Annotated in this window: 21 protein-coding genes and 3 pseudogenes; 22 read left to right on the top strand and 2 right to left on the bottom strand. The window is 39.9% G+C overall.

Annotated features, from left to right (window positions below):
- Positions 1-248 precede the first annotated feature (248 nt).
- From H9648_RS10830 to H9648_RS10855, 6 genes and pseudogenes are all read left to right on the top strand, one after another.
- Positions 249-2204: pseudogene (locus tag H9648_RS10830) on the top strand (vitamin B12-dependent ribonucleotide reductase); the annotation flags it as partial.
- 229 nt (positions 2205-2433) lie between these two features.
- Positions 2434-3258 (top strand): HNH endonuclease, encoded by an 825-nt coding sequence (locus H9648_RS10835; RefSeq protein WP_225218845.1) that lies wholly within the window; start codon positions 2434-2436, stop codon positions 3256-3258.
- A 71-nt stretch (positions 3259-3329) separates the two neighbouring features.
- A pseudogene (locus H9648_RS10840) lies at positions 3330-3935 on the top strand (vitamin B12-dependent ribonucleotide reductase); the annotation flags it as partial.
- A gap of 104 nt (positions 3936-4039) precedes the next feature.
- Positions 4040-5077 carry a spore photoproduct lyase gene (gene splB / locus H9648_RS10845; protein ID WP_066396061.1) on the top strand — a complete coding sequence of 346 codons (1038 nt, stop codon included), beginning with the start codon at positions 4040-4042 and terminating at the stop codon, positions 5075-5077.
- 111 nt (positions 5078-5188) lie between these two features.
- Entirely contained in the window at positions 5189-5605 is a 417-nt protein-coding gene (gene mntR / locus H9648_RS10850; RefSeq protein ID WP_191754069.1) for a transcriptional regulator MntR, read from the top strand.
- Between the two features lie 312 nt (positions 5606-5917).
- Positions 5918-6847 (top strand): patatin-like phospholipase family protein, encoded by a 930-nt coding sequence (locus H9648_RS10855; protein ID WP_191753856.1) that lies wholly within the window; start codon positions 5918-5920, stop codon positions 6845-6847.
- A gap of 3 nt (positions 6848-6850) precedes the next feature.
- Here the strand turns inward: H9648_RS10855 and H9648_RS10860 are convergent, their stop codons facing one another.
- Complete coding sequence (locus tag H9648_RS10860; protein ID WP_191753857.1) at positions 6851-7225, bottom strand: SA1362 family protein; 375 nt, start codon at positions 7223-7225, stop codon at positions 6851-6853.
- A 19-nt stretch (positions 7226-7244) separates the two neighbouring features.
- Complete coding sequence (locus H9648_RS10865; protein ID WP_191753858.1) at positions 7245-8189, bottom strand: DUF1385 domain-containing protein; 945 nt, start codon at positions 8187-8189, stop codon at positions 7245-7247.
- A 187-nt stretch (positions 8190-8376) separates the two neighbouring features.
- Here H9648_RS10865 and H9648_RS10870 point away from each other — a divergent pair, with 187 nt between their 5' ends.
- From H9648_RS10870 to nusB, 16 genes and pseudogenes are all read left to right on the top strand, one after another.
- Positions 8377-8892: a YqhR family membrane protein gene (locus tag H9648_RS10870; RefSeq protein WP_191753859.1), complete on the top strand. Its 516-nt coding sequence runs from the start codon at positions 8377-8379 to the stop codon at positions 8890-8892.
- A 77-nt stretch (positions 8893-8969) separates the two neighbouring features.
- Positions 8970-9422, top strand: coding sequence for a type II 3-dehydroquinate dehydratase (gene aroQ / locus H9648_RS10875; protein WP_191753860.1), 453 nt, complete (start codon positions 8970-8972; stop codon positions 9420-9422).
- Positions 9419-10492 (top strand): annotated as a pseudogene (locus tag H9648_RS10880) (M24 family metallopeptidase). Before aroQ ends, H9648_RS10880 begins: the two are co-directional and overlap by 4 nt.
- 22 nt (positions 10493-10514) lie before the next feature.
- On the top strand, positions 10515-11072 hold the full coding sequence (efp, locus tag H9648_RS10885) for an elongation factor P (RefSeq protein ID WP_191753861.1): 558 nt from the start codon (positions 10515-10517) through the stop codon (positions 11070-11072).
- A 567-nt stretch (positions 11073-11639) separates the two neighbouring features.
- Entirely contained in the window at positions 11640-12569 is a 930-nt protein-coding gene (gene spoIIIAA, locus H9648_RS10890) for a stage III sporulation protein AA (RefSeq protein WP_191753862.1), read from the top strand.
- Entirely contained in the window at positions 12566-13081 is a 516-nt protein-coding gene (gene spoIIIAB / locus H9648_RS10895) for a stage III sporulation protein SpoIIIAB (protein ID WP_225218846.1), read from the top strand. The genes spoIIIAA and spoIIIAB overlap by 4 nt, the downstream gene beginning before the upstream one ends.
- Before the next feature lie 16 nt (positions 13082-13097).
- Complete coding sequence (spoIIIAC, locus tag H9648_RS10900) at positions 13098-13304, top strand: stage III sporulation protein AC (protein WP_191753863.1); 207 nt, start codon at positions 13098-13100, stop codon at positions 13302-13304.
- A 13-nt stretch (positions 13305-13317) separates the two neighbouring features.
- On the top strand, positions 13318-13707 hold the full coding sequence (gene spoIIIAD / locus H9648_RS10905; protein WP_225218847.1) for a stage III sporulation protein AD: 390 nt from the start codon (positions 13318-13320) through the stop codon (positions 13705-13707).
- A gap of 17 nt (positions 13708-13724) precedes the next feature.
- Positions 13725-14909: a stage III sporulation protein AE gene (spoIIIAE, locus tag H9648_RS10910; RefSeq protein WP_225218848.1), complete on the top strand. Its 1185-nt coding sequence runs from the start codon at positions 13725-13727 to the stop codon at positions 14907-14909.
- Between the two features lie 10 nt (positions 14910-14919).
- Positions 14920-15546 carry a stage III sporulation protein AF gene (gene spoIIIAF, locus H9648_RS10915; protein WP_191753864.1) on the top strand — a complete coding sequence of 209 codons (627 nt, stop codon included), beginning with the start codon at positions 14920-14922 and terminating at the stop codon, positions 15544-15546.
- On the top strand, positions 15543-16184 hold the full coding sequence (gene spoIIIAG, locus H9648_RS10920) for a stage III sporulation protein AG (RefSeq protein ID WP_191753865.1): 642 nt from the start codon (positions 15543-15545) through the stop codon (positions 16182-16184). The genes spoIIIAF and spoIIIAG overlap by 4 nt, the downstream gene beginning before the upstream one ends.
- A 4-nt stretch (positions 16185-16188) precedes the next feature.
- Positions 16189-16701 (top strand): SpoIIIAH-like family protein, encoded by a 513-nt coding sequence (locus H9648_RS10925; RefSeq protein ID WP_191753866.1) that lies wholly within the window; start codon positions 16189-16191, stop codon positions 16699-16701.
- A gap of 313 nt (positions 16702-17014) precedes the next feature.
- Positions 17015-17518: an acetyl-CoA carboxylase biotin carboxyl carrier protein gene (gene accB / locus H9648_RS10930; RefSeq protein WP_191753867.1), complete on the top strand. Its 504-nt coding sequence runs from the start codon at positions 17015-17017 to the stop codon at positions 17516-17518.
- Positions 17519-17530: 12 nt separating this feature from the next.
- Positions 17531-18889 carry an acetyl-CoA carboxylase biotin carboxylase subunit gene (gene accC, locus H9648_RS10935; RefSeq protein ID WP_191753868.1) on the top strand — a complete coding sequence of 453 codons (1359 nt, stop codon included), beginning with the start codon at positions 17531-17533 and terminating at the stop codon, positions 18887-18889.
- 19 nt (positions 18890-18908) lie between these two features.
- Positions 18909-19316, top strand: a complete 408-nt coding sequence (locus H9648_RS10940; protein ID WP_137788933.1) for an Asp23/Gls24 family envelope stress response protein — start codon at positions 18909-18911, stop codon at positions 19314-19316.
- A 465-nt stretch (positions 19317-19781) separates the two neighbouring features.
- Positions 19782-20177 (top strand): transcription antitermination factor NusB, encoded by a 396-nt coding sequence (gene nusB / locus H9648_RS10945; RefSeq protein WP_191753869.1) that lies wholly within the window; start codon positions 19782-19784, stop codon positions 20175-20177.
- Positions 20178-20192 lie beyond the last annotated feature (15 nt).

Genomic DNA, 20192 nt, shown 5'->3' on the forward strand with positions numbered 1-20192 from the left:
GAAAACCACGTGTTTGTACGGCTTTTCAAAACTACCAAATTATACAAATCTAGAATAAACCCAAATCATTAATAAAATCATCATAAATATACAAGAATCATGGAATTGCTATAAAATACTCATGATTTTAAGTTTGACAATTTTTTTTCTTTGACATGAGGTTTACGTATATATAGTATAAGGGTAGAACTTATACATACAAGATATAGATATGCATCCGTATGTGATTTTAATAGAGGAGGAGAAATATGGACACAGTCGCAACTGTTAAAAAGGGTATTAACATTGACGCTCTCAACAGTGATATAGCTCAATTTCCACAAGTACACCCCGTAACTTCTACGATGAAGACAACGCACAAAGGTGTTTCTCGGCTGGTCATGCTAGACCGATACAGCTTTAAAGACACAGAAAAGAAAACGTTAAAACCGGGTGACTTTGTTGTATTAACGGTAAAAGAGGACCCGAAATTTCCAGCAAGAGGACTAGGCTATATTCAATCTGTCAACTGGGACGATAAAAATGCAGTTGTTTTGGTTGAAGATGAGTTTAAAGCAGTATTAGAGAAGCCTGAAGAAGCAGAATCTGGTTTGATCACCCGTTCACTAGATGTGATGGACAAGCCGTTAGAAGTTTACTACGAACAGATTGCACTCAGAAATGCGACAGGCTTAGCATCTGTGGAAACGACGGAAGAAAAACGCAAAGAATCGTTTGAGAAATTCTATAAAGAGCTTTCAGAGATGAATTTTGTACCCGCTGGCCGCGTTTTATATGGCGCAGGCGCAGAAACGGATGTAACGTATTTCAACTGTTACGTGATGCCGTATGTAAAAGATTCGCGTGAAGGAATCTCAGATCACCGTAAGCAAGTTATGGAGATCATGAGTCGCGGCGGAGGTGTTGGGACGAACGGATCTACACTTCGACCGAAGAACGCACTAGCAAGAGGCGTAAATGGAAAATCATCTGGATCTGTATCCTGGCTGGATGATATTGCCAAGCTGACGCACCTGGTCGAGCAGGGAGGAAGTCGCAGGGGGGCCCAGATGATCATGCTGGCCGACTGGCATCCTGACATCATTGATTTCATTATTTCTAAGATGCAAAATCCTCGCATTTTGCGTTATTTAATTGAAAATACAAATGACGAGAAGATCAAACAAGTCGCACAGGATAAATTAAAATTCACACCGCTGACACCAGCACAAAAAGCGATGTACGAAGGGATTCTAAGATACAAGGACATCCCAGGTACAGGTGGATTTGACTCAGACGTTTTACGCGATGCTGAGACAATGCTTCGTGATGGAGGAACCTACAGCGTTCATAATTCTGAGTTCTTAACAGGTGCGAACATCTCTGTTACGATCACGAAAGAATTTATGGAAGCTGTAGAGAATGACTCTGAGTATCTATTACGTTTTCCAAGCGTTGAGGCTTATACGCCGGAAGAGATGGAAGCCTACAACAACGAGTGGCATGAAGTCGGAGATGTTCGTGTTTGGGAAGAGAAAGGTTATGGTATTCGCGTATACAAACGAATCCAAGCGCGTGAACTGTGGAACCTGATCAACATTTGCGCAACATACTCAGCTGAGCCAGGTATTTTCTTTATTGATAATGCAAATGAAATGACGAACGCTACAGCATATGGACAAAAGGTTGTAGCAACGAATCCATGTGGAGAACAACCACTTGCACCATACAGTGTCTGCAACCTCGCTGCAGTAAACCTTGGAAACATGGCTGACAAAGAAAACAAGACGGTGGACTTTGAAAAGCTAAAACAAACGGTTGAAGTTGGCGTTCGTATGCAGGACAACGTAATTGATGCAACACCATATTTCTTAGAGCCAAATCGCGTCCAAGCTTTAGGCGAGCGTCGAGTAGGGCTAGGAGTTATGGGACTTCATGACCTTCTCATCTATTGCGAGACCGTTTACGGGTCTGAAGAAGGAAACAAGCTTGTTGATCAAATTTTTGAGACGATTGCTGTTACGGCTTACCGCACGTCAATCGAACTTGCTAAAGAGAAGGGAAGCTTTCCGTTCTTAGAAGGAGATACAGTAGAAACAACTAACGAGTTGCGTAGACGATTTACTGAAACAGGTTATATGAAAAAGCTTCCTAAAGATGTACGTGAAGACGTCTTAAATTATGGGATTAGAAACTCTCACTTGTTAACAGTGGCTCCTACGGGTAAAGTGATTGCCCCCAGCGTTTGTAAAAACGCTGCGTAAACTTGGCTATATGCGGGAAACTCTGAGTATCCTTTTGTACCAGTACCTTGCCAGTACATAAGATGGTAAAAATCAAAAGGTGCAGACAATCCGCAGGGAAGTCGTGGCTGACCCCTCAACGACTACATGCCGAGCACCAGAAACTTCATGTTTTTCACACCTTGAAATACCAAAGCAAAGGTGATGGAATATGGAGAAAAATTGTTTGAATTGCAATCAACTAATAAAGGTTAAACCCAGTCATTATGATAGGAAAAAATACTGTTCACGAAAATGCAAAGGTGAATATCAAACGAAACATCCGATTAATCAACATTTATCAAAAAGAAAAAATGTTGAATGTAACTTTTGCAAGACTATACTGCTTCGAAAACCGTCAAGTATCTTTGAAACAAACTTTTGTAATCATACTTGTAAGGCTAATTATCAAAGCTTAAACAAGAATATGTTTAGCCATTTAATAAAGCGAGTAAAATTACAATGTAAAGAATGTGAAAAAGATTTTTATCTTACTCCTTACAGGGCTAAAACCGCGGTGTATTGTGGTAATGAATGCTCATACAAAGCAATATCTCGAAATGCAAAAATAAACTTTACTAGAAAACGTAAAGTGAGTTGTGCACTTTGTTCAAAAGAATTTTTCAAAAAACAAAGTGTTATCAAAAATTTCAATTTTTGTAGTGAATATTGTATGGGTGTTTATTATTCTGAGTCTGGCTTGTTTTCGGGCGAAAATAGTGGAACCTGGCAGGGTGGAGATATCAATTATTATGGTCCTAACTGGCGTAAACAAAGACGGGAAGCAAGAAAACGTGATGAGTATACTTGTCAAGATTGTGGTTTAACAGAAATAGAACTGGGACATGAACTTTCTGTACATCATATTATTCCTTTTAGAAAGTTCCAAGGGGACTGGGAAAAAGCAAATAGGCTTGCAAATTTGATAAGTCTTTGTGAACACCCTTGTCATAGAAGAAAGCATTCAAACAATCAACTGGTTGATGATATAGTCTGATCCTTATGGCGACATAAGGAGTGGGTACTAATAATCCCACCCTCTGAACATTTCAGAGAGTAACAAAAATGAGCACAGGAACCATGGTTGGCGTTTCCACAGGATTAGAGCCTTACTTCTCATTCTCATACTTCCGCAGTGGTCGTCTTGGGAAGTTTATTGAAGTGAAAGCAGATATCGTAAAAGAATATTTAGACAGCAACCCTGAAGCGAATGAAAATGAGCTGCCTGAATGGTTTGTTGCCGCTATGGAGCTTGCACCAGAAGCACATGCAGATACACAATGTGTCATCCAGAGTTGGGTAGACAGCTCGATCTCAAAAACGGTTAACGCTCCTAAAGGTTATACGGTTGATCAAGTTCAAAAAGTTTACGAACGCCTTTATAAGGGTGGAGCAAAAGGTGGAACGGTGTACGTAGATGGAAGCCGTGACTCACAAGTTCTTACACTTAAAGCAGAAGAGACATTTGAACAGACTGAGATCGATCTAGGTATGGAAGAAGAAAAAAGCAAAGTTGTTATTTTAGATACGATTACTGACCTTCGTTCTACAGATGTAACCATCGGTAACGAAGTTGGGAACACTTGCCCGGTATGCCGAAAAGGGAAAGTGAAAGAAATCGGTGGCTGCAACACGTGTACGAACTGTAACGCACAGTTAAAATGCGGACTATAAAAAAGTAGGGGAAGGAACTGGAAAAGTTCCCTCCCTTTTTCTTTTGTCTATATTAGCACATACTAACTCCATCATTTGTGAAAAAAATTGTGGGGTGTATGACTATGGCTGGTGCCAATAAACCGTTTATGCCGCAGTTGATCTATTTCGAACCGCGTGCACTCGAATATCCGTTAGGAAAAGAACTGTTCGATCGTTTTAGCAAGTTAGAAGTTGAGATCAGAGAGACAACATCACATAATCAAATTCGTGATTTGCCAGGAGACAATGATTTTCAAAAGTATAGAACGGCAAAATCAACGCTCGTTGTCGGTATCAGAAAAACGTTGAAATTTGATACATCAAAACCATCTGCAGAATATGCGATTCCTCTTGCAACAGGATGTATGGGGCATTGTCATTATTGTTATCTGCAGACGACACTCGGCAGCAAGCCGTATCTACGAACATATGTGAATACAGATGAGATCTTTGCTCAGGCTGAAAAGTATATGCAAGAACGAGCACCTGAGATCACGCGATTCGAAGCTTCCTGTACTTCGGATATTGTCGGTATCGATCATCTTACTCATAATTTGAAAAGAGCGATTGAATTTTTTGGAGCAACAGATCTTGGAAGACTTCGATTTACGACGAAATACCATCATGTTGACCATCTGCTTGATGCAAAACACCAAGGTAGGACGCGTTTTCGTTTTAGCGTAAATTCAAACTATGTGATAAAGAACTTCGAACTTGGAACAAGTCCGCTTGAAGAGCGCATTAATGCTGCGATTAAAGTAGCTGAAGCAGGATATCCATTAGGGTTTATCGTGGCACCTCTTTATCTTCATAAAGATTGGGAAGAAGGCTATAAAGAACTCTTTGATACGTTAGAAGCAAAAATTCCAAAGCATTTAACGAATGATCTTACGTTTGAACTGATTCAGCACCGATTTACGAAACCTGCAAAACGCGTTATCGAAAAAAACTACCCAAAATCAAAGCTTGAGATGAACGAAGAAGAACGGAAATATAAGTGGGGAAGATATGGGATCGGAAAATATGTTTATCAAGATGATCAGGCGACAAGACTGCGTGAAACGGTAGAAAATTATATTCATACGATGTTTCCGCAAGCTAAGATTGAATATTTTACTTGATAAAATGCCAAGACACGTTCCCTTGTCACGCTTACCATTCTATAGTATCCTTTTTATAGAGACCAAGCTGGTTTAGTATAGGGAGTGAACAATTTGCCGCCAACCCCAAGTATGGAAGACTATATAGAACGCATCTATGCCCTAATCGAAGAGAAAGGCTATGCCAGGGTATCAGATCTTGCTGAGAACCTAGAAGTGCATCCCTCTTCAGTAACCAAGATGATTCAAAAGCTCGACAAAGGCAAGTATGTCGTTTATGAAAAATACAGAGGCTTCGTTCTTACACCGAATGGAAAAAAACTTGGAAAACGTTTAGTGTACAGACACGAGTTACTTGAAGAATTCTTAAAAGTTATTGGGGTCGACCAAGAGAACATCTACCACGATGTTGAGGGTATCGAACATCATTTAAGTTGGAACGCTATTGATCGAATTGGAGATCTTGTTCAGTTTTTTGAAGAAGATGAAAATAGGATAAAGTCATTAAGAGAAGTTCAAGCAAAGAATGAAGAACAAGAACAATCATAATTTTTTATGGTTGTTTTTATTTTGGATTTTTTGTGTGGTGCGGTGTATGGAACAACAAGTGGCCAGTATTTTGTAAGAAGTGGACAGTAAAACCTGAAAAGTGGACAGTATTTTTCTGAAAGTGGACAGTAAACAGAGGAAACCGGACAGTATTCTTGTATAAGTGGACAGTAGGCATAACCTTTTAAACTACACCGACGATCACTGCATGAACAAACCAACTTTTTGAAGCTATGACAAAAGACTTTATTTTGAAGAATCGGTTATAAAGGACATCTTCTGCTGATTAGGATAATAGTGGAGGAGATGTTTATGCGAATTGATGGTGTTTTTTCAGGTGGAGGCATCAAGGCGCTTTCGTTGATTGGTGCTGTTGAAGCAGCTGAGAATCGGGGACTCAGTTTTGAGAGGGTAGCGGGGACAAGTGCGGGGGCACTGATGGCTGCTTTGATCAAGGCAGGCTATACGGCGGGTGAAATGAAAGATATAATTGATAAATTAGACTTTAGAAAATTTCTTGATACAAGTAAAACGATAGTACCTGTACCTTTTATGAACTGGTTGAAGCTTTATTGGAAACTTGGTTTGTTTAAGGGGGATTATCTGGAGAACTGGGTAGCTTCTCTTCTAGCGGCACGTGGAATTGTTACATTTGCGGATATTCCATATGGCAGTCTTAAGATTATTGCGTCTGATATTTCTCGAGGCAGGCTGATCGTTTTACCAGATGATCTTGAGGAATATGGTTTATTGCCAGAGCGTTTTCCAGTGGCACGAGCAGTTAGGATGAGTTGCAGTCTTCCTTATTTCTTTTATCCGATCAAACTTTTCAATCGTGTTGGACAAAAGAGTTTTATTGTTGATGGAGGCGTTTTGAGTAATTTTCCGATGTGGCTTTTCCAAAGAAAAGATAGGGTGCCCGTTCGGCCGGTATTAGGTTTTCAATTAAGTTCATATATCAACGACCACATTCCAACACACAATGTGAAGAATGCGGTTCATCTTTTTAAAGCATTGTTTGAAACGATGATGCAAGCGCATGATAACCGATACATTGATTCCCACGATGCACGGGATATTATTTTTATGCCTGTAAAGCATGTATCTGTTATCGATTTTCAACTGTCTTCAGAAGCGAAGAATGAACTTTATACGTTTGGCCATGATCGTGCAGAGCAATTTTTACAAAGTTGGATTGCAAGTAAGAGATATCCAAATCCAGCATATAAAAATCGAGCCTAGTCCTTAAAAGGAGGCTCGATTTTTTTTCTTGTTCTTTGTCCCTTCGATCACGGTTAAGTGATGTTCACGTGTTTTCTTTCTCTGAGCGGAACTCTTTGCAGTCTTTTTGCTCGAAAACAATGGAGAAGCAGCTTTTGCCGGCTTTTGGTTCGTACCATAGCGTTTTTGAGATTGCTTGACTGCTTTTCTATACTTGCCGTTTACACCCGATGAGGTTCTGCGAAAGATAAAGTAAAACACGGCGACCACTGCTGCCCCGATCAGAATGGTCGTAAATAATTGGCGAGGTGAAGTGACTAGTTGATAAAGAATACCGACAACAGCCAGTGAAATAACAAACCAAATGATAGGATGCAATCTTCTATGATTCTGTTGCAACAGGCTCACCTCCTTATGATTAAACGATTTTACTTGCGTTTAGTTCACTTTCATAGGATGCGTCACGACGTAACATTTCATTAAAAGAAATAATAGAAACTTCTATTTGTTTTTCATCGGGTTCTTTCGTTGTTAGGAGTTGAAGCCATAAACCAGGATATCCTAGGTAACGAAGAACAGGAACATCTCTTAGTTTATTAGTTAACTGTAATACTTCAAAAGATACCCCTAAAACCACAGGAATAAGCGCAAGTCTGCATAAAATTCTTAGCCATAACGGATCTGATGGAAAGAAATAATAAATGAACATGCCGACGATTACGGTAAATAGAATAAAACTGCTGCCGCAACGATAATGAAGTCTTGAATGCTTCTTTACGTTTTCAACGGTGAGCTCGTCTCCTGCTTCATACGTGTTGATTACTTTGTGTTCAGCTCCGTGATACATGAATACTCTCTTGATCGCGGGTGTTAAAGAAACAAAATAGATGTAGCTTAATAAAAAGATAAACTTGAACAAACCTTCTAACAGATTCTGTCCTAAGTGCCCGGGCACGATAAAACGAAAAGCTTCTGCTAAAAAAACGGGTACGAGCGTAAAGACGAATTTTCCGAAAAGGAAAGATAAGACACCGATAATGGCTAAAGAAAAGAAAAAGGCAATTTTAGATGGTTTTTCTTCTTCCTCTTTTTCTTCCTCGCCGGGGTTAACACCAAATCGTTCAGCTGAAAAATTTAAATGCTGAGTACCGTTCATACTCGCTTCGATTATGGCAATAAATCCTCTTAAGAAAGGAATCTTCTTTAATTTTGATAAAACAGGAGAAGGTTTCTTCTTAAGTTCGAAGTACTCAATCGTATCGTCATTTCTGCGAATTGCCGTTACATATGTGTGCTTTCCGGCAAACATAACCCCTTCTAATACGGCCTGGCCGCCGTAAGCGGGCTTTTTCTCTTTTGTCATGTTGAACCCCCAGCCTAAAGTTTTGTAGGTACTTTCTATTCTACAGGAAAGCGGGATATTCCTCCACAAAGGATGATTGTATTTTTCCCATTTTATACATGTTTCACACGGAATATGATTGGTTGGAGTGTGAGAAGTTTGGGCAATTGTTTTGTGGACATACTAGTAGTGTTGGAGGTGATCGTTAATGAGCGATTCAAAACTAGAACAAAATAAACAGGAATCTCAATCTTCATTTATGAGCAGAGTAGTTGGTGTTGGCTTCTTTGGAGGCTTGATCTGGGCTTGTTTCGGATTTATTGCCTACTATTTAAATTTCTCAAAGGTAGGTCCCGCACTCGTTTTGGTGCCATGGGCACTTGGAAAGTGGAAAACAGAGTGGATTGGTCAACTGATCAGTATTTTGATTATTGCTCTACTTTCAATCTTAGTCGCCATTGCCTATCGCTATGCGTTTGCCAAGATCAAATCCATGTGGGCGGGTATTCTTTTTGGTGTAGCACTGTGGGGAATCGTCTTTTTCTTGCTTCATCCGATCTTTCCAGGGTTGGAACCTATGAATACGATAGGTAAAAATACGATTACAACGACGCTGTGCATCTATATTTTATATGGTGTTTTCGTAGGTTACTCGATTTCATTTGAATACAGTGAACGTCATGGCCAATCCCAAGGAAACAAGGAATCAACACAGAGTTCGTAACTATTCAAAAGAACAGACGCTATGATAGAATGTTTTATGAACATTCTATTTTTTTATGCAAAGGCTAGGTGTTTCAGGTGAAAAACAGAAAATATCTTGTTATAAACGGACCGAATTTAAACCGATTAGGTAAACGTGAGCCTGGCATATATGGTGCGCAAACTCTGGAAGATCTTAAAGCAGAACTTGTTTCATTCTCAAGAGAGCTACTCATGGATCTTTCGTTCGAACAGAGCAATAATGAAGGAGATATCATTGATTTCATTCATGGAGCTGAAGGTGAGTTTTGTGGTATCGTTCTAAACGCAGGTGCCTATACTCATTATAGTTATGCGATTAGAGACGCGATTGCCAGTGTGGATGTCCCCGTGATCGAAGTCCATTTATCGAATGTGCATGCTAGAGAAGAGTTCCGACGCGAATCTGTTATTGCTCCAGTTACGATCGGACAGATTTCAGGATTTGGGTTTGATAGTTATAGATTAGCTCTTCAAGTTTTTCATAATCAATTCAAGGGGGATACATTATGAATCGTGTAGAACGGGCAAGACAATTATTCGATACGTTTGATATTGATGCACTTTTAGTTACATCTTCTTCAAACCGTTATTATTTAAGTGGTTTTAAAGGAAGCTCAGGAGTACTTTTGATCACGAGAGAAGAAGCGGTTTTAGTAACTGATTTTAGATATAAGACGCAAGCTGCTGAACAAGCAGAAGGTTATCGTGTTGTGATGCACACGGGTCCTATTCCGCAAGAGGTTGCAAAGTTAACGAAGGAGCTTTCAATTTCTAAGCTCGGTTTCGAGCAAGACCATGTTACATACTCTACATACCGTACATATGAGACATAATTAAATAACAATACGACTGAACTTATTCCAGTATCCGGTCTTGTTGAAAAGTTGCGCTTGATTAAGGATGAATCAGAGATTAAGATAGTAAAGGATGCAGCATCTATTGCCGATGCCGCTTTTTCACATATTATCGAGTATATCCGCCCGGGACTTACGGAGCGGGAAGTATCAAACGAACTAGAATTCTTCATGAGAAAAAATGGAGCCATCTCTTCATCGTTTGATATTATTGTGGCTTCAGGCTATCGATCAGCCCTTCCGCATGGTGTTGCCTCAGATAAGAAGATTGAAACGGGTGAATTAGTAACCTTGGACTTTGGAGCATACTACAAAGGTTATTGTTCGGATATCACTCGTACGGTAGCCATCGGAAACGTTTCAGATGAACTGAAAGAGATCTATCAAGTCGTATATGATGCGCAGTTGCTAGGAATGAAAGGCATCAAACCAGGAATGACAGGTAAAGGTGCAGATGCGTTAACACGTGATTACATCGCTTCAAAAGGATATGGTGATTACTTTGGGCATTCTACAGGACATGGAATTGGCTTAGATGTGCATGAAGGACCAGCTCTATCAATGAAGTCTGATACGATTCTTGAACCGGGAATGCTTGTAACAGTTGAACCAGGTATTTATATCTCAGGTGTAGGCGGAGTTCGAATCGAAGACGATGCACTCATCACAAAAGATGGCAATGAATCACTTACCCACTCTACTAAAACCCTTTTAACGTTAAGTTAAGGTATTTCAGGAGGATAAAAACATGATTTCAGTAAACGATTTTAAAACAGGACTAACGATTGAGGTTGATGGCGGAATCTGGCAAGTTCTTGAGTTCCAACACGTAAAGCCAGGAAAAGGGGCAGCGTTTGTTCGCTCTAAACTTCGTAACCTTCGTACAGGTGGTATTCAGGAGAAGACATTCCGCGGTGGAGAAAAAGTAGCAAAAGCTCATATCGAAAACCGTAAGATGCAATATCTTTATGCATCTGGAGATACACACACTTTTATGGATAACGAATCTTATGAGCAAATTGAACTTCAAGCTTCTCAAATCGAATACGAGTTGAAGTATTTGCTTGAAAACATGACCGTTCAAATCATGACGTATCAAGGTGAGACGATTGGTGTTGAACTTCCAAACACAGTTGAGTTAGTAGTAGCAGAGACTGAGCCTGGTATTAAAGGCGACACAGCTTCTGGTGGAACTAAGCCAGCAACGCTTGAAACAGGCTTGATCGTACAAGTTCCTTTCTTCGTAAACCAAGGGGACAAGCTAATCATTGATACAAGAAATGCAGCTTACGTTTCTCGTGCATAGGCTATAGTAATTAAACCTCATTCCATTTTTGGAGTGAGGTTTTTTTATGCAGAAGACAGTTAACAAGATTGATGGCCCAACCAATGGACAGGATAAAATGGATGCAATGTTTGTTCGAGTTTAGGGTATCTATCATCTCCTGGTTGTCAGTTTATGTAGACTCGCAGATATATGGCAAAAACTCGCGGGATTAATGCCAAAAATCGCGGAATAAAGTAAGGAATTTCCTGATTGCCTTAAAAAATTTCAGGAATTCTTATCTAAAATACCCCACTTCGTATTTGGTTGTCTTTAAGCAAATACAGGCTGTTATAAGCTAAACTAGCTAAAAGGTTACATCCAATCCATTCTTTTCAACCACAAGTGTACTAAAATCAATGGAGCTGCTAGCCGCCATAGAAGTCTTCCCTTCTAGACAGTCTCAACCGCGTAGCATTTTATTATCATTCTATCAAAGCCCTCTCTATCTTCCCTTCTACCTTTAAACTTTAACCCACCTTTATTGGCATAAAGCGTAAATGTCCACCATACGTTTATAGTACTAGCCTCTTAAAGGAGTAATCGGTCATGGAGACGATCTTTAGACTTTTTCCAGATAACATACAGCAAACCTTGAAAAATTTGCCACCATCTGTCCTTCAATCTGTAGAAGAGATCAGGGTTCGAATTGGGCAACCGATAGAAATCCTTTGTTCCGGTAAACCAATCTACCCAAATGAAGGCAAGATCTCGGCAGAAGAGTCGCAAGTATTGCTCAATCGATTAAGTCAGCACTCACTCTACGCACTTGAAGAGGAACTAAAAAGGGGCTATATCACCATATCAGGCGGTCATCGTGTTGGACTAGCTGGAAAAGTGATCACTGAACATGGATTCGTAAAAGCCATCAAGGATATTAGTTCGTTTAACGTAAGGATAGCGAGAGAGAAAATTGGCATCGCTGAACCGTTGATTTCTTATCTTTTTCAAAAAAAATGGCTCAATACATTATTGATCGGTCCGCCGCAAACCGGGAAAACCACTTTATTAAGAGATATTGCGAGGGTTGTCAGTTGTGGCGTTCAACAAAGAAACATTCCTTCTTTTAAAGTGGGAATCGTAGATGAGCGCTCTGAAATAGCGGGTAGCATAAAGGGTGTCCCTCAACATACCCTTGGAAGACGTGTTGATGTTCTCGATGCATGTCCGAAAGCGGAGGGTATGATGATGCTCATTCGTTCGATGAGTCCTCAAGTGATGATCGTCGATGAAATAGGTCGAAAAGAAGATGGTGAAGCGATATTAGAAGCGATGCATGCGGGTGTTCAAATGATTTTCACCGCACATGGCAGCTCTGTTGAAGATGCGATGAAACGTCCTGTGATGAAACCATTAGGAGATCTTTCATTGTTTGAAAGGTATGTTATCTTGGGCCGCGATAAAGGACCAGGAACGATTGAAAAAATTTATGACGGAGCATTGAACGAGATCTACAGATCATCTGGTGGTAGAGCATGATGAGTTGGTTAGGTGCGATCGCCATCCTTTCAGCCACTACGATCTTTGGTTTTGAGTGGGCAAAACGAGTAAGAGAACGACCTAAGAAGTTGAGAGAACTAAAAGTGACGCTACAAGCCTTGGAGGCTGAGATCATGTATGGATCTACTCCGCTTCATGAGGCATTTTTGCATATTGGAAGACCTTTAAAAGAACCGTTGTCCACTTTCTTCCTTACCATTTCAGATCGATTAGCAGAAGGTGAACTTTCGGTGCAAGAAGCATGGGATATACAGTTGGCTGTTTTGGCTAAAGAAACTTCTTTTAAGATGGGTGAGATTGAAGTGCTTCGCCAATTTGGAGCGACTCTTGGCAGGCATGACAAAGAGCATCAGCAGAAGCAGATTCAATTGACGCTTGCTCACCTTAATCGTGAAGAAAAAGAAGCAAGGGACATACAAGAACGTTATGAAAAAATGTGTAAAAGTCTTGGGGTATTGATGGGACTTTTAATCGTTATTCTCTTAATGTAACAAGGAGGTTTCACCAATGGGATTGGATGTAAATGCGGTGTTTCAGATTGCTGGACTTGGCATAATCGTTGCGATGCTTCATACCGTTCTAAAGATGATCGGAAAAGAGGATTATGCTCACTGGGTCACTCTTTTAGGCTTTGTTGTTGCCCTATTTATGGTCATCACTCTTTTAGATGATTTATTTGAAAAGGTAAAAGGTGTCTTTTTGTTTCAGAATTAAGGAGGGGGCCAGATTGGAAATTATCCAAATTGTTGGTTTTGGGCTGGTTGCTGCATTCTTAGCCTTAGTCCTTAAAGAACAAAAAGCAAATTTTGCTTTTTTGGTCACACTCATGGTTGGAGCAGGAATCTTTTTATTCTTGATTGATAAGATTGGACAAATTCTAACGATGCTTCAACGACTTGCCATCAACGCAAACGTAAACATGATCTATGTTGAAACGTTGTTAAAAATAATCGGTATCGCTTATATTGCAGAGTTTGGAGCACAGATCACACGAGATGCTGGTCAGGGAGCTATTGCTTCTAAGATCGAACTAGGTGGGAAGATATTGATTCTCGTGATGGCGATACCAATTCTAACGGTTATTATTGAAACCGTTCTGACGCTTATTCCGAAATAAGAAAGCGGGTTGTAAAGATGCAGAAAGTGATGATGCGGACAAGTCTTCTTCTATTCATAATCTTTTCCTTCATCCTATTTGGCCCCATAGAATCCGCATCAGCGAGCTCGATCACTTCAAAAATGGTAGATCAACAAGTTTCCTCCATGCAGTTAGATGAGATCAAACAATATTGGGATAGCATTTCCCAAGAATATGGCGGTTTCTTACCAGAAAGCCAAAAAGGAACCTTCCTTGAATTTGTAAAAGGAGAAAAAGATTTTTCAATAAAAGGTTACATGCTTGGTCTTTTGAAGTTTATGTTTCATGAACTTGCTGTTCACGGAAAGCTGCTTGGAACCTTAATTCTGCTCACCGTTTTCAGCATGCTCCTTCAATCCATTCAGAATGCTTTCGATCGATCCGCTATTTCAAAAGTGGCGTATGGCATTGTCTATATGGTCTTGATCATCTTAGCTTTAAACAGTTTTCACGTTGCCATCTCTTATGCGACAGAAGCGATTGATAATATGTTAAGTTTCATGATTGCACTTATACCCCTTCTTCTAGCTTTGATGGCAACTGTTGGAAGCCTTGCTTCAGTCGCCTTTTTTCATCCGGTTATCTTATTTTTAGTAAATACAAGCGGTCTATTAATAAAGAATTTTGTATTGCCACTTCTTTTTCTATCTGCACTATTAAGCATCGTTTCTACGATGTCAGAGCATCACAAAGTTACTCAGTTGGCCAAGCTTTTGCGAAATGTCAGCATGGGAGCGCTCGCCTTTTTTTTCACAGTATTCCTCGGTGTAATGAGCGTGCAAGGTGCAACAGCAGCAGTGGCAGATGGCATTACGATCAAGACCGCAAAATTTATAACAGGAAATTTTATTCCGGTTGTCGGACGTATGTTTACAGATGCGACAGATACAGTTATGAGCGCTTCTATCTTACTTAAAAACTCGGTAGGCATAATAGGAGCACTCTTATTGCTTCTACTGGCTATCTTTCCTGCCATCAAAGTTTTAATACTAGCTTTTATATATAGCATGGCTGCAGCCCTCCTTCAGCCTTTAGGCGGTGGGCCGATCGTTGAATCATTAGGCATCATCGGTAAGAGCGTCATGTTTATCTTTGCTGCCCTTATGACGGTGTCTATTATGTTCTTTTTAGCGATAACGATTATAATCGCAGCCGGCAACGTTACACTGATGGTTCGATAGGAGGTGAGTCATGGCATTCTTAACCGAATGGATAACCAATATTATTATTCTTGTACTATTGGCTGGAGTCATTGAGCTGTTGTTACCTGGAAATCAATTTCAAAATTATATCAAGATGGTTGTAGGTTTGCTCATACTGCTTGCTATGCTCTCTCCACTGTTCAAACTAATAAATTCAGATCTCGATCAAGTGTTTCTTGCCATGGATCTACCAGCTGCTGTGAAAGAAGACGAAATAAAAAATTCGATAGAAGAGAATAAAAGTGAAATACAATCCGCTCAACGTGCATATATATTAGAGCAAATGGCTGTCCCAATGAAAAAACAAGTTCAAGAGGAGTTGAAACAGACTTATGAGTTAGAGATTGTCGATCTTCAAATTCGAACGGAAATTGGTGATGAGCCGTTGGAGCCTGAAGATATAAGGGGTGCCAAAGTGGTACTAGCCAAGTATCACGACCAAGCAGAAATCTCTGAAGTATCAGAAGTAGATGTGAGTGTATCTGATCCAGAGAGAAAAGAAACTCTCGAACAACCGGTTTCAAGCGAAGTCATCCAGTTCTTATCCAGTCAGTGGCAGCTGGATGCAAACCAAGTTGATGTACATTTGGAAGGGGGAGAGGAGTTATCCCAATGAAACGTTCATTTTGGGAACAGATAAAAAAACGGCTGCAGCTGAGTGATAAAGCAGGGAATAAACAAAAGTACTTACTTGTATTACTTCTATTGGGAATTTCTCTTATGTTTATTAGCAAGATGATAGACTCCCCTGCTCAAAAAAGTTCATTAAACGGACTAGTGCCAGAAACGAAGGTTAAATCAGAGGCGGTTTTTAAACAAGCTAAAGAAGTAACTGACAAAAATATCAAAACGTATGAAGATCTTTACTCTAACGAACTGAAAGATCTATTAGAACAGATGCAAGGAGTTGGCAAAGTTTCTGTAATGGTAGAACTTTCAACAACAGAGAGAAAAGAGTTCGTTACAGATGATAGCACACAGAGCCAGACTACATCGGAAAATGATAAAAATGGCGGTAAGAGAACGATAGAAGATCAAAAGATAGATGAAAAAGTAGTAATCATCTCAAATGACGGCAGAGAAGAGCCGATCATCGTCACAACAGAAAAACCAAAGATTAAAGGTGTGGCTATACTGGCACAAGGGGCAGAGAACATCCAGACAAAGTCTATGATCATAGAGCTCGTTAAGAAAGTTTTTGATATAGGTAGTGATCAAATTTTTGTAGGACCAAAAAATCCTGAGGGGGAATAAACAAATGTTATTGAAAAAACAAACCGTTTGGCTTCTGACTATGCTTAGCTTAATCATTGTGTTGTCTGTGTATTATATTACAGCACCTGGTGGAACAGATGATCTTGCATATTTGGAGGCAGGAAAGAAGTCAGGTAAAGAAGCGACAGTTTCAGGTGTTGCAAACGATGATGTGTTTACTGCGCTTCGCCTAGAGCGAGATGAAGTTCGTGATGAGATGAGTGCTGATTATGTAGCTGTTGCCGGTTCTGAGGACGCTTCAGCTGAGGTTCAAGCTGATGCTTGGGCGAAGATGACTGAGCTTCAGTCACTTACTATGCAAGAATCAACAGTAGAAACATTGATCAAATCGATGGGATTCAATGATGCTTTAGTAAGCACGATGAACAATGAGATCAAAGTAATCGTAAAAGCTGATAAACTATCGAAAAAAGAAGTCGTTGAGATCATGAATGTTGCAAACGAACACCTTGGTAGCGGGAAAACAGTAGCGGTTGAATATCATGCGTCCAAATAAATAAGCGTAAAAGAGTATGAAAGCCGGAAATTCCGGCTTTTTTCTTTTTGCGGTTTCATGATATATTGGATAGAAACTTAAAGCGTCATTCAAGTTTGCATTTCTTTGTGGCGGGAAATGATAGAAAAAAGTGAAGAGTAACCGTAAACGCTTACAAAGTGAGGTGTTATCGTGTACTATTAACATGAACATGATTCTAATGTATCCACGAAAAAAGAAATGTGGTATATTACATGTGTTAAGACCTAGTCACAATAGAAGGTGCTAAATAAAAAATCTAAACTGGATAGGATTGTTAGAAGGAGTAGAGATCATGCTAAAAATACAAGAAATCCGTGAATTGATTAAACTTATTGACAAATCAAGCATCAACGAATTCAAATACGAAAATGACGGCTCTAAGATCGTTCTTAAAAAGGACAGTGGATCAGTAGTTTCTTATGGAGCAGAAGAAGTTGTTTCTCAACCCGTAGTCACTCAAGCGCCACCAGTAAAAGAACAGGCTCCAGCAGCTGAAACAGTTAAGGAAAATACAGAAGTTAAACAAGAAACAAAACAGGCAGACGAAGATGCTAACTTACATAAGGTAGTTTCTCCTATGGTAGGAACGTTCTATTCTGCTTCATCTCCAGATGTAGAAGCATTTGTTAAGCCAGGAGATAAAGTTTCAAAAGATAGCATCGTTTGTATTATCGAAGCGATGAAATTATTCAATGAGATTGAATCTGAAGTGAATGGTGAAATCGTAAAAGTACTAGTTGAGAACGGACAATTAGTAGAATACGGACAACCTCTGTTCCTTGTGAAAGCAGAATAGGAGGGTATGTCTATGATTAAAAAGCTATTAGTAGCAAACCGTGGTGAGATTGCTGTAAGGATTATTCGCGCATGCAAAGAACTTGGTGTTGAAACAGTAGCCGTTTATTCAGAAGCCGATAAAGATGCCTTGCATGTCCGTTTGGCAGATGAGGCTTATTGTATCGGACCGACTGCTTCAAAAGATAGTTACTTAAACTTTACTAACATAATGAGCGTTGCGACACTAACGGGCTCAGAAGCCATTCATCCTGGATATGGATTCTTGGCAGAGAACGCTGACTTTGCAGAACTATGCAGAGAATGCAATGTAACGTTTGTTGGTCCAAGTGCTGAAGCGATCAACAAGATGGGTATTAAGGATGTTGCGAGAGCGACGATGGCGGATGCCGGAGTTCCTATCGTACCGGGTTCTGACGGGATTATTAGGGACAAGGAAGAAGCCATTGAACTCAGCAATAAAATTGGGTATCCTGTAATTATTAAAGCAACAGCAGGCGGTGGGGGTAAGGGGATCCGCGTAGCTAAGAATGAAACGGAACTCTTAAAAGGCATTGCGATCACTCAGCAAGAAGCAGCAACTGCTTTTGGTAACCCAGGTGTGTATATTGAAAAATACATTGAAGATTTCCGACATGTTGAGATACAGGTGCTTGCAGATAACCATGGGAATGTTATTCACTTGGGAGAAAGAGACTGCAGTATCCAAAGACGTCTTCAAAAGCTTTTAGAGGAGACGCCATCTCCAGCTATCTCCCCATCTAAACGTCAAGAGATGGGGGATGCAGCAGTAAAAGCAGCTGAAGCCGTTCAATATTCTGGTGCTGGTACCGTTGAATTTATCTTTGATCATAATACAGGTGACTTCTATTTCATGGAGATGAACACTCGAATCCAAGTAGAACATCCTGTAACTGAGATGGTAACAGGAATTGATCTAATCAAGGAACAGATTAAAGTAGCTTCAGGTGAGAGATTGCGATACAAACAAGAAGATATCGAGTTTGATGGCTGGTCGATCGAATGTAGAATTAATGCAGAGAACCCTGAGAAGAATTTTATGCCTTCTGCTGGGAAGATTGAAATGTATCTTCCACCAGGCGGTCTAGGTGTTCGAATTGATTCTGCTGTTTACCCAGGCTATACGATTCCACCATTTTATGATTCTATGATTGCTAAAGTTATTACTTACGGAAATACTAGACAAGAAGCAATCGACCGTATGAAGCGTGCCCTAAGCGAGTTTGTTATCGAAGGAATTCATACGACCATTCCGTTCCACCTGCGTCTGTTAAACCATGAGACTTTTGTGAATGGTGACTTTAATACAAAGTTTTTAGAAAATCATGATTTAACTTCAAAAAGCGAATAAGTACGGAGGTGTTTAAGTGATGAACGAACTATCATTTGAAATGGAAAGTTACTCATCAGAATTAGGAAAAGTGGAGATCTCACCTGAGGTTATCGAAGTCATTGCAAGTATTGCAGCTTCAGATGTTGAAGGTGTCGCTTCCATGAGAGGCAGCTTTGCAAGTGGTGTAGTAGAGCGACTTGGAAAGAAAACGCATGGCAAAGGCGTTAAAGTAGAACTCTCAGAAGCAGGTATTTCTATTGATGTATACGTATCAATGAAATATGGAGTTGCGATTCCAGATGTGGCTCAAAAAATTCAAGATTATATCAGACAAGCGCTTCTAGACATGACAGCACTAGAAGCAACGGATATCAACGTATTCGTAGTTGGTGTTCAATTTGATTCAAAAGAAAAACAGAATGAAGCACCAGAAGTAGATTATTAAAAAGATCAAAGGGTGAGGTTCTACTTGCCCTTTGGTCTTTTTTCTTGTTGTTTATTACAAGTTGATTTTGTGATGTGAAGAAAACCTTCAGCCCGTTGAAGTTAAAGTTGGCGGGGGTATAAGTGGCAGAATAGTAGTCGAGTGATGTCGACTCGCTGGTATATGGAAAAATCTCGCCGGAATATAGCCCAAACTCGCCGGATTAAGTCCAGAATTTCTAGAATTATCTCGTGAATTTCTAAATTTACAGTCTGGATACCCCACCTAGTATAGATGAGAGTAATTTTGAAGCCCCGAGAGTAAAAAGATAAAATACTTTTCATTTTTCTAGAATCCCTTAACAGAAAGTAAAAAAACTGAATGTTCGGAAGCGTTAGTAAGTCCATTGTTCGGATTGTAACGAGTCCTAACAATATGGTATTATGCTAGATAGAAATTGTTCGCAAATAGAAAGGAAGTCGGATTATGAAACGCAGACTTGCCAGAGAAAAGGCATTTCAATCGCTTTTTCAAATAGAAGTAAGTGACATCTCAGCTAGTGAAGCTATGGAGCATGTTTTAGAAGGAGAGCCATCAGACGAATTTTTAACAAGTATGGTTCATGGTACGGTTGAAAAGAAAGAAGAAATCGAGCGTTTTCTAACGCCTTATTTAGAGAAATGGAGCTTTTCAAGACTAGCAAACGTAGAACGTGTTGTTCTTCAGATGGCGGCTTACGAGTGGTTGTTCATGGAAGAGGTTCCAAAGAACGTAACGTTGAATGAAGCGATTGAAACAGCTAAAATCTTTGGCGGTGAAGAAGCAGGACGTTTCGTAAATGGTGTCCTAGGAAAAATAGTCAAAGATATTAACCATAATTAATTTTATAAAACCAAC

The organism is Fictibacillus norfolkensis (assembly GCF_014836645.1).
Classification (GTDB): domain Bacteria; phylum Bacillota; class Bacilli; order Bacillales; family Fictibacillaceae; genus Fictibacillus; species Fictibacillus norfolkensis.